At 70.9% G+C, this 12,752-nt stretch carries 10 protein-coding genes; 4 read left to right on the forward strand and 6 right to left on the reverse strand.

Going from position 1 to position 12,752, the window contains the following annotated elements:
• The first annotated feature begins 83 nt into the window (after positions 1–83).
• The 4 genes from Dac01nite_RS08185 (at position 84) to rarD (ending at position 5,777) form a co-directional block, all read left to right on the forward strand.
• Complete coding sequence (locus tag Dac01nite_RS08185) at positions 84–2,039, forward strand: glycosyltransferase family 2 protein (protein ID WP_239066584.1); 1,956 nt, start codon at positions 84–86, stop codon at positions 2,037–2,039.
• A complete protein-coding gene (locus tag Dac01nite_RS08190) occupies positions 2,036–2,761 on the forward strand; it encodes an efflux RND transporter periplasmic adaptor subunit (RefSeq protein WP_203655722.1) in 726 nt (241 codons plus the stop codon). The genes Dac01nite_RS08185 and Dac01nite_RS08190 overlap by 4 nt, the downstream gene beginning before the upstream one ends.
• A complete protein-coding gene (locus Dac01nite_RS08195) occupies positions 2,758–4,734 on the forward strand; it encodes a glycosyl hydrolase (RefSeq protein ID WP_203655724.1) in 1,977 nt (658 codons plus the stop codon). The genes Dac01nite_RS08190 and Dac01nite_RS08195 overlap by 4 nt, the downstream gene beginning before the upstream one ends.
• Before the next feature lie 104 nt (positions 4,735–4,838).
• A complete protein-coding gene (rarD, locus tag Dac01nite_RS08200) occupies positions 4,839–5,777 on the forward strand; it encodes an EamA family transporter RarD (protein ID WP_203655725.1) in 939 nt (312 codons plus the stop codon).
• Here the strand turns inward: rarD and Dac01nite_RS08205 are convergent.
• From Dac01nite_RS08205 to Dac01nite_RS08230, 6 genes are all read right to left on the reverse strand, one after another.
• Positions 5,774–7,327 (reverse strand): hypothetical protein, encoded by a 1,554-nt coding sequence (locus Dac01nite_RS08205; RefSeq protein ID WP_203655726.1) that lies wholly within the window; start codon positions 7,325–7,327, stop codon positions 5,774–5,776. The two genes, rarD and Dac01nite_RS08205, sit on opposite strands and share 4 nt — an antisense overlap.
• Positions 7,327–7,866, reverse strand: a complete 540-nt coding sequence (locus Dac01nite_RS08210; RefSeq protein WP_203655727.1) for an RNA polymerase sigma factor — start codon at positions 7,864–7,866, stop codon at positions 7,327–7,329. Before Dac01nite_RS08210 ends, Dac01nite_RS08205 begins: the two co-directional genes overlap by 1 nt.
• A gap of 81 nt (positions 7,867–7,947) precedes the next feature.
• Positions 7,948–8,607 (reverse strand): O-methyltransferase, encoded by a 660-nt coding sequence (locus Dac01nite_RS08215; RefSeq protein WP_203655732.1) that lies wholly within the window; start codon positions 8,605–8,607, stop codon positions 7,948–7,950.
• Between the two features lie 70 nt (positions 8,608–8,677).
• Positions 8,678–9,676: a polyprenyl synthetase family protein gene (locus tag Dac01nite_RS08220; RefSeq protein WP_203655734.1), complete on the reverse strand. Its 999-nt coding sequence runs from the start codon at positions 9,674–9,676 to the stop codon at positions 8,678–8,680.
• Positions 9,677–9,679: 3 nt separating this feature from the next.
• The gene (nuoN, locus tag Dac01nite_RS08225; protein WP_203655736.1) at positions 9,680–11,260 is read right to left on the reverse strand and encodes an NADH-quinone oxidoreductase subunit NuoN; all 1,581 of its coding nucleotides are present in this window, start codon (positions 11,258–11,260) and stop codon (positions 9,680–9,682) included.
• Positions 11,257–12,750, reverse strand: coding sequence for an NADH-quinone oxidoreductase subunit M (locus tag Dac01nite_RS08230; protein ID WP_203655737.1), 1,494 nt, complete (start codon positions 12,748–12,750; stop codon positions 11,257–11,259). The genes nuoN and Dac01nite_RS08230 overlap by 4 nt, the downstream gene beginning before the upstream one ends.
• Positions 12,751–12,752 lie beyond the last annotated feature (2 nt).

Below are 12,752 nucleotides of genomic sequence, written 5' to 3' on the forward strand. Positions count from 1 at the left end.
CGCTGACGTCGATCTCCCTCGCCCCTGCTCTGTCCCGCGTCCGGAGGTGCCGCATGCCCGCGCCAGCCGAAGTCGAATCCCCCATGCCCGCTGCTCACGAGAGTCGCGGTGGCCCGTCGCCCGTGATGATCCTCCTCGTGCTCGTGAGCACGGTGGGCATCCTGGTCTACGCCGCATTCCTGCTGAACCCCGCCAACCGCGGGGATCTCATCCCCTACGCGATGGTGATCTCCGCGGAGACGGTGCTGGTGTTCCACGCGCTGCTGGCGATGTGGACCATCCTGTCGGGAGGCCAGGACCCACGCGACTTCGCGTACCACCGCGCACGAGACGGGCTGCACGGACGCTCGCACGGCTCGAACCCTCGTGAGTGGCCGCTGCTGATCAGCGGGCGCAGGGTCGACGTGGACGTGTTCATCACGGTGTACGGCGAGGACGTCGAGGTGATCCGGCGCACCGCCACGGCGGCGCTGGCGATGCACGGCCGCCACCGCACCTGGATCCTCGACGACGGCCGATCGGATGAGGTGCGCGACCTCGCCCACGAGCTGGGAGCCCGCTACGTGCGCCGGCTCAGCTCCGGCGGTGCCAAGGCCGGGAACGTCAACCACGCGCTCACTCTCGCGAAGGCGGAGTTCTTCGCGATCTTCGATGCCGACTTCGTGCCCGACCCCACCTTCCTGCAGGAGACGCTGCCGTTCATGGTGGACGAGCGCGTCGCGTTCGTGCAGACGCCGCAGGCCTACGACAACCTGCACACCACGGTGGCTCGTGGCGCCGCGTACATGCAGGCGGTGTTCTACCGGTTCATCCAGCCTGGCCGCAACCGCTTCAACGCCGCGTTCTGCGTGGGCACGAACGTCCTGTTCCGGCGCGCCGCCATCGAGGACGTCGACGGCATCTGCACGGACTCCAAGTCGGAGGACGTGTGGACGTCGCTCGCCCTGCACGAGCGGGGCTGGCGCTCGGTCTTCATCCCGGAGGTGCTGGCGATGGGAGAGGCGCCGGAGACGATCGAGGCGTACTCGAAGCAGCAGCTGCGCTGGGCCACCGGCGGGTTCGAGATCCTCCTCACCCGCAACCCGCTCGCGAACCGCCGCCTCACCATGGACCAGCGCATCCAGTACTTCGTGACCGCGAGCTTCTATCTCACGGGGATCTGCCCCTTGCTGCTGCTGCTCGTGCCGCCGCTTGAGATCTACTTCGACCTGCGACCCATGAACCTCTCGCTCACGGTGCTGACCTGGGCGCTGTACTACTGCGGCTTCTACGCGATGCAGATCCTGCTGGCCTGGTACACGCTGGGCTCCTTCCGCTGGGAGACGCTCACGCTCGCGACCGTGTCCTTCGCGATCTACGCGAAGGCGTTCGTGAACGCGTTCACGGGCAAGGACGTGGGCTGGCAGTCCACCGGCACCGCCCGCAAGAGCTCGCCGTACAACTTCGTGATCCCCCAGATCCTGTTCTTCCAGTTCCTGCTGCTGACCTCCGCAGTCGCCATCTGGCGCGACGTCGACAACGGCGTGCTCACGCTCGCGACGGCGTGGAACGTCACCAACACGCTGATCCTCGGGGCGTTCCTCAACGCCGCGAGGCGCGAGGCGCGAGCCCTGCGCAAGGGGCGGCCGCTGTCGCCGCCCGTCGCTCCTGAGGCTGGTGAGGAGGCCGCGGTGCTGCGCACGGTCGTGGCCCGCCCGGAGGGCACTCCCTCGCGACGGCCCGCTCGTGTGGCCGTGCCTGCCCTCGACCGTGACGCCGCCTGGGCCGGTCCGGGACGCAGTCGCCGCACCGCGCCCGCGCCGCTGCCCGCGCGCCATCCCGCCCGTGTCCCCGATCCGGCACCGTTCGAGCTCGCCGCGCCGCTGCCCCGCGAAGCCCGAGTGCCGCGGCCATCGCCCGTGCGCTGGCAGCCGGTGGACCTGTCGGCGGAACGGGCGAGCGAACAGTCCGAGCAGCCGCTGCAGCGCGAGCCTCGCGAGACCGTCGCCGCGGGCACGCGTTCGTCGCGCCGAGACCACAGAACGGAGGAGCCGTCATGACCTGGGGCAATCGCTTTCGTCTCCTGCTGGGCACCCTGATGGTGCTCGTGCTCGTCGCAGGAGCGACGTTCGTGTTCAATCAGCGCGCCACGCAGGTCGAGAGCAGCTCCGCGAGCATCGGCGCGGCGATGTACGGCGTCGGCACCGACTACAGCGGGCTCGTGACCGAGTCCTTCGTCACCGAGGGCGACCACGTGGGCGAGGGACAGCGCATGTTCGTGATCGAGAGCCTGCAGCTCGAGCGCGACGTCGAGAACGGGCTGGTGTCCGCGGACGAGCCGTCCGTGAACTCCGACGCAGCCTTCGTGGTGCGCGCCAGCACCTCCGGCACCGTGGGTGCGGTCGCGATCGGCGAGGGCGGCTACGCGCAGGCCGGAGACGTGCTCGCCACCATCGAGGCCGACGGCACGCTGTTCGCGCAGGCGGAGTTCGTGCTCTCCGGCCGCGACTTCGGGCGCCTCGAGGAAGCCGCGACCGTCGAGCTGATGCTTCCCGACCGCCGCACGCTCACGGGGACGGTCGCCGACATCGACGTCGAGACGCTGGACGGCGAGGCGCACGTCACCGCGCGCGTCGAGTCGATCGCGCTGGAGGACAGCCGGGACGACGCACTGGTGAAGCCGGGCACCCCGCTCGAGGCCACCCTCGACCTGCGCGACGACGGTCCACTCGCCGGCGTCGAGGACATGGTGCGCGACTTCGCGGCGAGGATCGGGCTGTGACGGCGCGCCGCGCGAGTGCGGCGCTGCTGGCCGCGGGCCTCGCCGTCGCGATCAGCGGCTGCGACGAGGGCGACGCGCCCGCGGCGACGCCGAGCGCATCCCCGGACATCGCCGCAGACGCGGCCGCAGACGTGGCGCTCCTGCCCGAGCGGTCCGCCGCAGAGGAGGTCGTCACGCGACTGGCGGACGGCGTCCCGCCACCCACCAACCGGTGGTACTCCTCCCTGGCGTTCGGCGAGGAGGGGCTGCCGGTGTTCCCCAAGCCGCTCGCCTTCTCCACCGTCTCCGGGGGGTTCGCGGTGGGAGTGACCTCGCCCGAGGCGAGCGCCGCCGCGATCATCGCGCCGGCGCGCGCCGATGTCAGCGTGATGATCGACGGCGAGAGCGGCGCGGGCGTGGTCTCCCACGCAGGACCGTCGGACGTCGCCGTGAGCTGGGACAGCGCAGCGGTGATGCTCGCGCAGGGATGGCCGGTGGTGGGCATGACGGCGGCAACGGATCTGACCGCGACGCTCTCCGCACCGTTCGACGCAGTCTCCGAGACCCTCGCGACCGCGGAGGTCGATGGCCGCGCGTACGGGATGCGGCTGGACGGCGGGACCGTCGACGGCGCCCTGCTGACGCTCGATGAGGGCGGCTCGATCCAGCTGTTCGCCGTCCCCGAGGGCGGCGACGCGACCGCGTTCGCGGCCGCACTGAGCGAGCCCATCACGAGCCTGGGCTGGGCGGGCGCCTCTGACGGGGACACGGTGAGCACCACGCTCGACTACGGGGTGCAGACCGTGGCGACGATGCCCATGGAGCGCGCCGAGGGATCGGGGCTCGACTGCAGCCTCGGCACCTACGCGACCATCGACGGACCGTTCGCAGTGTGCGCGACGCGCGAGGTGACGTGGAGCGTGCCCGCGGTAGAGCCGTCTGCGACGCTCGACCTCGACGGCGTCACGGCCGAGCAGGAGGCGGAGATCCGCGCGCAGCTGCTGGCCGACGCCGCGAGCATCCCGCCGCTGCCCTCCGACACGTACTTTGGCGGCAAGGCGCTCGCACGCCTCGCGAACCTCGTGTCGCTGGCGCAGGCCCTCGGGGAGGACGAGGCCGCCCAGGACGTCCTCGCGGTGCTGTCCCCTGCCCTGCGGGAGTGGGGCGACCCACAGCGCTGCGCGAGCGCGGACGCCCGCTGCTTCGTGTACGACACAGAGCTCGAGGGCGTCGTGGGACTCACGCCGTCGTTCGGCTCGGAGCAGTTCAACGATCATCACTTCCACTACGGCTACTTCCTGTACGCCGCGGCGGTGGCAGTCGAGGCCGAGCCCGCGCTGGCCGACGAGATCGGCCCCGTGTTCGACCTGGTCGCCGCGGACATCGCTGGCACCGGAGGGCCGATGCCTGCGATGCGGGTGTTCGACCCCGTCGCCGGCCACTCGTGGGCCTCCGGCTTCTCTCCCTTCGCGGACGGCAACAACCAGGAGTCGAGCTCCGAGGCGGTCGCGGCGTGGAACGGTCTGGCCCTCTGGGCCGCCGCGCGCGGCGACGAGGCGCTCGAGCAGCGCGCCCGATGGCTGCTCGCCTCGGAGGCCGATGCGGCGCGCCGCCTGTGGCTCGCCCCCGATCTCGAGCCGTTCCCCGCGTTCGAGCACCAGATCATCGCGCTCGAGTGGGGAGCCAAGCGCGACTACGCGACCTGGTTCTCCCCCGAGCCCAGCGCGATGCTGGGAATCCAGGTGCTGCCAGCACAGCCGGCGCAGCTGGCCGTGCTGGGCGCGGTCGACGGCGAGCGAATCCAGGCCGCCGTCGACGAGGCGACGGCGCCCAGCGACGAGCTGCTCTTCGCGGACTACCTGCTGATGTACGCCTCGCTCGCAGGCGCGCAGGCGAAGGAGGACGCGTGGGACGCGGCGATCGCGTTGCCCGACGACGCGATCGACGACGGCAACTCGCGAGCGTACATGCTCGCCTGGATCGCGACCGCCTAGCCGGAGGCAGTCGGGCGGTGCCAGCCACCGCCCGACTGGCGCCTGCCTGCCACCACTGGTGCGCATCGGCCGGGCAGGTCTCGCCCCGGTGAGACAATCGCTCGGTGAGCGAGAACCTCAGTCGACCGGGCCTCGCCTTCGGCGCCGGCGCGTACCTGGTCTGGGGAACCTTCCCCCTGCTCATGAATGCCCTGAGGCCCGCGGGCGCCCTCGAGATCACCGCGCATCGGGCCGTCTGGTCCGTGCTGGTGTGCTTCGTGATCGTCGCGGTGATGCGCGGCTGGCGGCGGCTGCGCGCCGCGCTCGTGAACCGCCGCACGCTGGGCGTGCTGGCGGTCGCCGCCTTCTTCATCGCGATCAACTGGCTCATCTACGTGTACGCCGTGGTGACCGACCACGTGAACTCCGCCGCGCTCGGGTACTACATCAACCCGCTGTTCACGGTCGCGCTGGGCGTGATCTTCCTGGGCGAGCGGCTGAGGCGCCTGCAGGTGGTCGCGATCGGCATCGCCGTGGCGGCCGTGGTGGTGATCGGCGTGGGGCTGGGCGAGTTCCCGTGGATCGCGCTCGCGCTCGCGACCTCGTTCGGCCTGTACGGGCTCATCAAGAAGCGGGTGGGCGGGTCCGTCGACGCGATCACGGGGCTCACCGTCGAGACACTGGTGCTGCTGCCCGTCGCTCTCGTGGGCCTGTGGTGGATCCAGGAGACCGGGCGCGGCACGTTCGGCGAGCGCGGCGAGGAGGGCCTGGGACTCGGTCACGACCTGCTGCTGATGTCGACGGGCGTCTTCACCGCCGGCGCGCTGCTGCTGTTCGCCGCGGGTGCGCGGCGCCTGCCGCTCTACGTCACCGGACTGCTGCAGTACATCGCGCCCACGCTGATGTTCATCCTGGCGGTGTGGCACTTCGGAGAGCCCATGCCAGTGTCCAGGTGCATCGGCTTCATCCTGGTATGGGTCGCGCTCGTGGTGCTCACCGTGGACGGCTGGCGCGGCCGGCCCCGACGCGGCGTCGCGCGCGTCGAGCCAGCCGAGCCCGTCTAGTCCGTCGCGCTCCGTCCCGGGAAGTAGACGCTCCAGGCCATCTCGCTCTCGCTGGGGCCGTGCCCGAAGATCATGCCCAGCTCGGCATCCTCGATCTGTGCGGGCTGGATGCCCTCGCACGCAAGGGCCAGGTCCGACACATCGCCGATGTACCAGAGGTGCTCGCCGTCCAGCGATCCGGGCAAGGGAAGCAGATCGTCCTGCCCGGGACCGAACATCAGGCCCGGGTCCTCCTCGGTGTAGTGCTGCTGGCGCGCGATGATCGTGCCGTCGTCGTCGACCCAGATCAGCGCCTCGTAGACGACGTTGCCCTCGACCGCCCCGCCGATCTCGAACGACGAGCTGCTCCATCCGGAGTACTGATACAACTGGGCCTCCACTCCGGGATAGGTCTCCTCTGGTGCCCCCACGATGTATCCGCCGTCACCGAAGTCGAACTCGATGCCGGCCTCAGTGACCTCGTAGTACGAGCCCATCTTGTGCTCGACCCGGCTCGGCTGCGCGATCAGCGCCTCCGGGACGGGAGCGAGGCACTGGAAGGTGTCGGACTCCGGGCCCTCGAGGTACGCACCGGCCTCGAAGCCGACCGGCTCCGGGACGGAGCCGTCCTGGGAATCCTCCTCGAGCAGCGGCAGCGCCACACCGCATGCCGCCTCGTAGGTCTGGGAGGCGTCGTAGTGCGACGTGATCTCGTACGTCTCGCCCTCGGGGCTGGTCGCGCGGATGGAGGCACTCACGAGCCCGTCGAAGTCCCGGATCGCGGCTCCGGGCTCACCGAAGCCGATCTCGCTGACCTGCTCGTCGCCGTCGTCGTAGCGCAGCACGGACTCGACCACCGCATCCGCGCCTGCGACGGCACCCGACAAGCCCATGCCGGAGTAGCCGAGCGTGGCAGAGTGGACCTGCATCAGCGCCACCGGGTCCACCCAGCGTGGTGCGTCGTCGGGAGCCTCCGTGGTCCACTCGTAGCCCAGCTGCGGACCAGCAGGAGACGCCAGGTACGGTCCGCCGCCCCCGCCTCCGCCGAAGAAGTCGAACGCGTAGTGCACGTACGGCATGCCCGGGCCGTCCTCACCTGGGACCGAGATGGTGATGCCGGCGGCGCCGGTGGCCTCGTAGTCGCCGTCCGCGTTGCGGCGCATCTGCTCGACCGAGCCGTCGGGCGCGACGAACAGGAACTGCCCAGCGCCGTAGTCGGCGTACGCGCGGCCGCCGTACTCTGCCGGACCGAATGCCTCGGGGTTCGGGGCCGGATAGCCGTCGACGTGGCACCACTGCGGCGCTCCCGCGGCGGGCACCGGCACTCCTTCGGCGTCGTTCGGGGCCGCAACGGAGGATCCGTCGCCGCCCATGGCCGGCACGGCCACGGCGGCGAAAGCGATCGCTCCGCACGCCGCGGCGGCACCACCGACCGCGACCGCCGACCGGCGCGCGCGCCTGCGACGGATGTCGCCGAGCGCCGATGCCGGCGCGACCTCCACCCCGCTGTCCCCCAGCGCGCGGGCGTGGCCAGTGAAGGCCTCGTGCAGCACGTCCCTCAGTTCTCGCATCAGCGTCCCCTCTCCTTGGTCGCGACCACTGCGGCGGTCATCGGCTCCTCGTCCCATTCGTCGGTCACGTCCAGCAGCGGCGCGAGCCTCGCCGTCGCGTCATACAGGTAGCGCTTGACGGAGCCCTCGGCGAGTCCCAGCCGGTCCGCGATCTGCGGCACAGTGAGGTCGTCGAAGAAGCGCAGCACCACGCACACCTGCTCGCGGGGCGGGAGCTCCCGCAGGGCGCGTCGCACGTCCAGACCGGCTTCCACGTCCGAGCGCGCGGGGTCCCGCTGGAATGCCCGTGTGGTCGCACGGCGGCGGCTCGCGGCGCTGCGGGCGCGGTCGATGACGATGCTGGGCATGGCAGAGCGGACGTACGCCTCAGCCTGTCCCACAGACGCGAGGCGTCGTCTCCTGGAGAACACCTTGACCAGCGCATCGTGCACCAGGTCCTCGGCGTCCCCGTCGCGCCCCACCAGCAACGCGGCGTACGCGGTCAGCCGCGGTCCACGCTCGCGGACCAGCTGCTCGACCAACGGCTCCCAGGACACCATCGGACCTCCCCTTCGTCGTCGTTCTACCCCCCTGAACGGAGCCGGGCGACAGATCGTTGGGCGGAGGCGCCTGGGGGCCGGTCAGTCCAGCACGGTCGCGATCAGCATGCCGTCGTAGCCCTTGGAGCCCACCGTCTGGATGACGGTGGCCTCGACGCGGGGGTCCGCTCCCACGCGGTCGATCACGGCGCGTGAGCCCTGAACGCGCTCGTCCGCGCTGTTCGGGTCAGCGACCTCGCCGTCGCGCACCACGTTGTCGACGATGACCAGCCCGCCAGGGCGCATGCGGGTCATCGCGGCCTCGTAGTAGTGGACATTGCTGGGCTTGTCGGCGTCGATGAACGCGAGGTCGAAGGGCTCGTCGTGCGCGAGCGTCTCGATCCTTTCGAGCGCGGGGCCCACGCGGATGGTCACCTGGTGGCCCACGCCGGCGGCGTCAAGGCTCGCGCGCGCGACGGAGGCGTGGCGTTCGTCGAGCTCGAAGGTGACGACCCTGCCGTGCGGCGGCAGCGCCCGCGCGAGGCACAGCGTCGAGTATCCGCCCAGCGTGCCGAACTCCACCACGCGCTCGGCCCCGATGGAGCGCGCGAGCACGCTCAGCAGGCGGCCCTGCGGGCGGCTGACCGCGATGTCCGGCAGCTCCGCGGACTGCTGAGCACCGAGCACCCTCTCGCCCTCGGAGTCCTCGCCCAGCACACTGCTCTGGATGTACGCGTCCACGTCCTGCCACCGTTGGTCCATGCCGCCACCCTAACGAGATGCGCGGCGGACGGTGCCACGGCGGGCTCGCGTGGCGCGGGGTGACGCCGCCTCAGGCGGCGCGGGCCACCAGCGCGTCGGCGAACGTCATCAGCGCGTCGCGCACCTCGCCCTCGGGCAGGCCCGCCACCGCGTCCTTGGCTCTGCGCGCCCATGCCTGCGCGAGCGCCGCGGTCTCGTCCACCACGGCGTGACGGGACAGCCGCGCCACCACGTCCGCGAGCACCTCGTCGGCGCTGAGGTCGCCGTCGATGTCCGCGAGCAGGCGCCGGTCGTCGTCCGTCGCGTCCGGACCTGCCACGCGCTGCCGCAGCAGCAGCACGGGCATGGTGGGGACGGCCTCGCGCAGATCCGTTCCCGGCGTCTTGCCGGTGGTCTCCGCATCCGAGCGCACATCGATGACATCGTCAGCGAGCTGGAAGGCCACGCCGGCGTACTCGCCGTACTCGGTCACCTGCTGGACCACCGACGGCATGCAGCCGGCGAACATCGCGCCGAAGCGCGCCGAGGTGGCGATGAGCGAGCCCGTCTTGTCGGCGAGCACCTGGAGGTAGTGCGCCACCGCATCGGCGTCCTCGTCAGGGCCCACCGTCTCGTGCAGCTGGCCCAGGCACAAGCGCTCGAAGGTCTGCGCCTGGATGCGCACCGCCTCCGGGCCCAGCCCGGCCACCACCCGCGACGCGCGGGCGAACAGCAGGTCGCCCGTGAGGATCGCCACCGAGTTGCCCCAGACCTCGTGCGCGGCGGGAGCGCCGCGACGGGTGGGCGCAGAGTCCATGACGTCGTCGTGGTACAGCGTGGCCAGGTGCGTCAGCTCGACCACCACGCCGGCCTCGACCACCTCGGGCCTGGCGCCGTCGCCCAGCTGTGCGGTGAGCAGCGTGAGCATGGGACGCAGACGCTTGCCGCCGGCGTCGACCAGGTGACGCGAGGTCGCGTGTGCCAAACGGTCCGACTGCGCGACCGCGTCGCGCAGTCGCTCCTCCACCAGCGCGAGGCGCGGGGTGAGCGCCTCCTCGAGGGCGGCGGAGCCGAGTGGCAGGGAGGTCACTGGTCAGCCGTTCGACAGCACCAGGAACTGCGCGGCGCTCTCGAACACGCTCAGCACCCCCGCGGGCAGCACGCCCAGGACGATGACGCCGGCGGCTGTCACCACGACCACGAGCGTGGCCAGGGGGCTGTCCTCGACCTCGACGGCGTCCTCGATCCCCTCGGGCACGTCGGTGAGGAACATCAGGACCACGAGGCGCACGTAGAAGAACGCCGCCACGGCAGAGGCGATCACCGCGACCAGCACCAGCGGCCAGCCGCCACCGGCGATCGCCGCGGAGAACACCTCGAACTTCCCGATGAAGCCCGCGGTCAGCGGGATGCCGGCGAAGGACAGGAGGAACAGGGCCATCGCGCCCGCCAGCAGCGGCGAGCGCTTGCCCAGCCCTGCCCACTGGCCCAGCCGCACCGCCTCCGCGCCCACGGAGCCGTCCTCGGTGCGCTCGCGCACCTGGGAGACCACCGCGAACGCGCCGATCGTGGCGAGGCCGTACGCCAGCAGGTAGAACGGCAGCGCTGCCACGGCCTCGTTCGTGAGGCCAGCGAAGGCGACGAGGATGAAGCCCGCGTGCGCCACGGACGAGTACGCCAGCATGCGCTTGACGTTGGTCTGCACGAGCGCCAGGACGGTTCCCAGGACCATCGAGAGACACGCGACCGCCCAGATCATCCAGCTGATCTCCCACTCGAGCGGGTACAGCGACGTGTACAGGATGCGCACGAGCGCAGCGGTGGCCGCAGCCTTGGTCGCCGCACCCATGAACGCGGTGACGGGCGTGGGCGCGCCCTGGTAGGCGTCCGGGGTCCAGGAGTGGAACGGCACCGCGCCCAGCTTGAACAGCAGGCCCACGAGCACCAGCACGACGCCCGTGAGCAGCAGCGGGTCACGGTCGCTGATGACGTCGATCGCGCGTCCCACGGGGGCGAACGAGGTCTGGGTGGTGGCGCCGTAGATGAGCGCCACGCCGAAGATGTAGATCGCTGACGAGAACGCGCCCAGCAGGAAGTACTTGAGCGCGGCCTCGTGCGACATCAGGCGACGTCGGCGCGCGAGCGCCACCAGGATGTACAGCGCCAGGGAGAACACCTCGAGTGCGACGAACAGGAACACGAAGTCCGTGACGCAGGTGAAGAGCATCATGCCGCCCACGGCGAAGAGCAGCAGCGGGAAGACCTCGGTCACCTCGAGCCCGCGGCGGCGCGCGAGGGTCTCCTCGAGCGAACCGGGGCTCGCGGATCCCAACGCGGTGAACGCAGGCTCGCCCGCGCGGGTGCGCGCGGCGAACAGGATGATCCCCAGGATGCCGAACACGAGGATGACGGTCTGCCATGCGAGGGCCTGGCGGTCCACGGTGAGCATGAACTGCATGACCGTGGTGCCACCGCCCTCGAGGGCGGCCCACTGCGCGATCGTGGTGCCCAGCGCGGCGATCAGCACCACCAGCCCGAACCCGAGCTGGATGGTGCGGCGCGTCGCCGGGCGCCGCACGAAAGCCTCGATGAGCACGCCGATGGCGGCGGCCCCCAGGACGATGATGATGGGCGCCAGCGGAGCCCAGGCGATCTCAGGAGTCACGAAGTTCACGCGCCGGCCTCCTCGATGGCGACCTGCGACACCGCGTCAGCGGACGGGGCGCTCAGGTAGTCGATGGCGATGCCCGGCAGGAAGCCGAGCAGCAGCATGAGGGCGATCAGCGGGCCCACGACGAGCCGCTCGCGCACGGTGAGCTCGCGCGTGGCGGCGAGCTCCTCGCGCGGCGGGCCGGTGAACACCCTCTTGTAGGTGAGCAGGATGTACAGGGCGGCCAGCACCACCGAGATCGCGGAGATGATGACGGCGACCGCGGCGACCGGGTAGGCGCCCACGAAGACCATGATCTCCGAGATGAACGGCGACAGGCCAGGCAACGACAGCGACGACAGGCCCACCACCAGGAAGTAGCCGGCGAACACCGGCACCACCTTCTGGAGCCCGCCGTAGGCGTCGACGTCGGCGGTGCCCGTGCGGGCCACGAGGAAGCCGACCAGCAGGAACAGAGCGCCTGTCGACAGGCCATGGTTGAACATGTACAGCGCGGCGCCCTCGATGGACGTCTGCTGGAACGCGAAGATTCCCAGGATCATCACGCCGAAGTGGCTCACCGACGTGAACGACACCAGGCGCAGCATGTCCTTCTGGCCGATCGCCAGCAGCGCGCCGTAGATCACGGAGATCACGGCGAACACGATCACTCCCGGAGCTGCCCACTGCGACGCCTCGGGGAACAGCACCAGGCACAGCGTCAGCATGCCGAAGGTGCCGATCTTGTCGAGCACGGCCACCAGCAGAGCGGTGGTGCCCGGCCGCGCAGACTCGGCCACGTCCGGCAGCCACGTGTGCACCGGCACCATGGGCGCCTTGATCGCGAACGCGAGGAAGAAGGACAGGAACAGCAGCCTCTCCGTCGTGGTGGACAGCTCGAGCCCGGTGAGCCTGTCCGTGAGGAAGCCGTCCTCGCCGCCGGGGCCCTGGAAGTACAGGGCCACGACGCCGACGAGCATGACCAGCCCGCCTGCGAGGGAGAACAGCAGGAACTTCACTGCGGCGTAGCGCCTCTGCAGACCGCCGAAGCGGCCGATGAGGAAGTACAGCGGGATCAGCATCGCCTCGAACAGGACGTAGAACAGGAACACGTCGCGCGCGGCGAAGATGCCGACCATGAAGGACAGGCTCACCAGGATCAGCGCGAGGTAGTCGCGGCGCGCCTTGAGATCCGTGTCCTCGCGCCACGCAGCCAGGATGGCGAGCGGCGTGAGGATCACGGCGAGCGCGATCAGCAGCAGGCCGAAGCCGTTGACGCCGAGGGCCCAGCTGGTGCCGATCTGCGGAATCCAGGCGTAGGTCTCAGAGAACTGGAAGGCGCCTGCATCGGCCTTGTCGAACTGCAGCGCCATGACGACGAACAGGACGAGCTCGAGGCCGGTGACGCCGATCGCGATCTCCCGCGAGCGGGCACGCGCGGGAGCGGGCAGGGCCCACAGCAGCGCGGCGCCCGCGGCGGGGAGCGCGACGAGGATGGTCAGGAACGGGAACACGG

It is taken from the genome of Demequina activiva, from assembly GCF_016862815.1.
In the GTDB taxonomy this organism is placed as follows: domain Bacteria; phylum Actinomycetota; class Actinomycetes; order Actinomycetales; family Demequinaceae; genus Demequina; species Demequina activiva.

Bases quoted from the DNA above. Each gene is read 5' to 3' on its own strand.
- Dac01nite_RS08185 (WP_239066584.1), top strand. From the start codon at position 84: ATGCCCGCTGCTCACGAGAGTCGCGGTGGCCCGTCGCCCGTGATGATC.
- Dac01nite_RS08190 (WP_203655722.1), top strand. From the start codon at position 2,036: ATGACCTGGGGCAATCGCTTTCGTCTCCTGCTGGGCACCCTGATGGTG.
- Dac01nite_RS08205 (WP_203655726.1), bottom strand. From the start codon at position 7,327: ATGCGAGAACTGAGGGACGTGCTGCACGAGGCCTTCACTGGCCACGCC.
- Dac01nite_RS08210 (WP_203655727.1), bottom strand. From the start codon at position 7,866: ATGGTGTCCTGGGAGCCGTTGGTCGAGCAGCTGGTCCGCGAGCGTGGA.
- Dac01nite_RS08215 (WP_203655732.1), bottom strand. From the start codon at position 8,607: ATGGACCAACGGTGGCAGGACGTGGACGCGTACATCCAGAGCAGTGTG.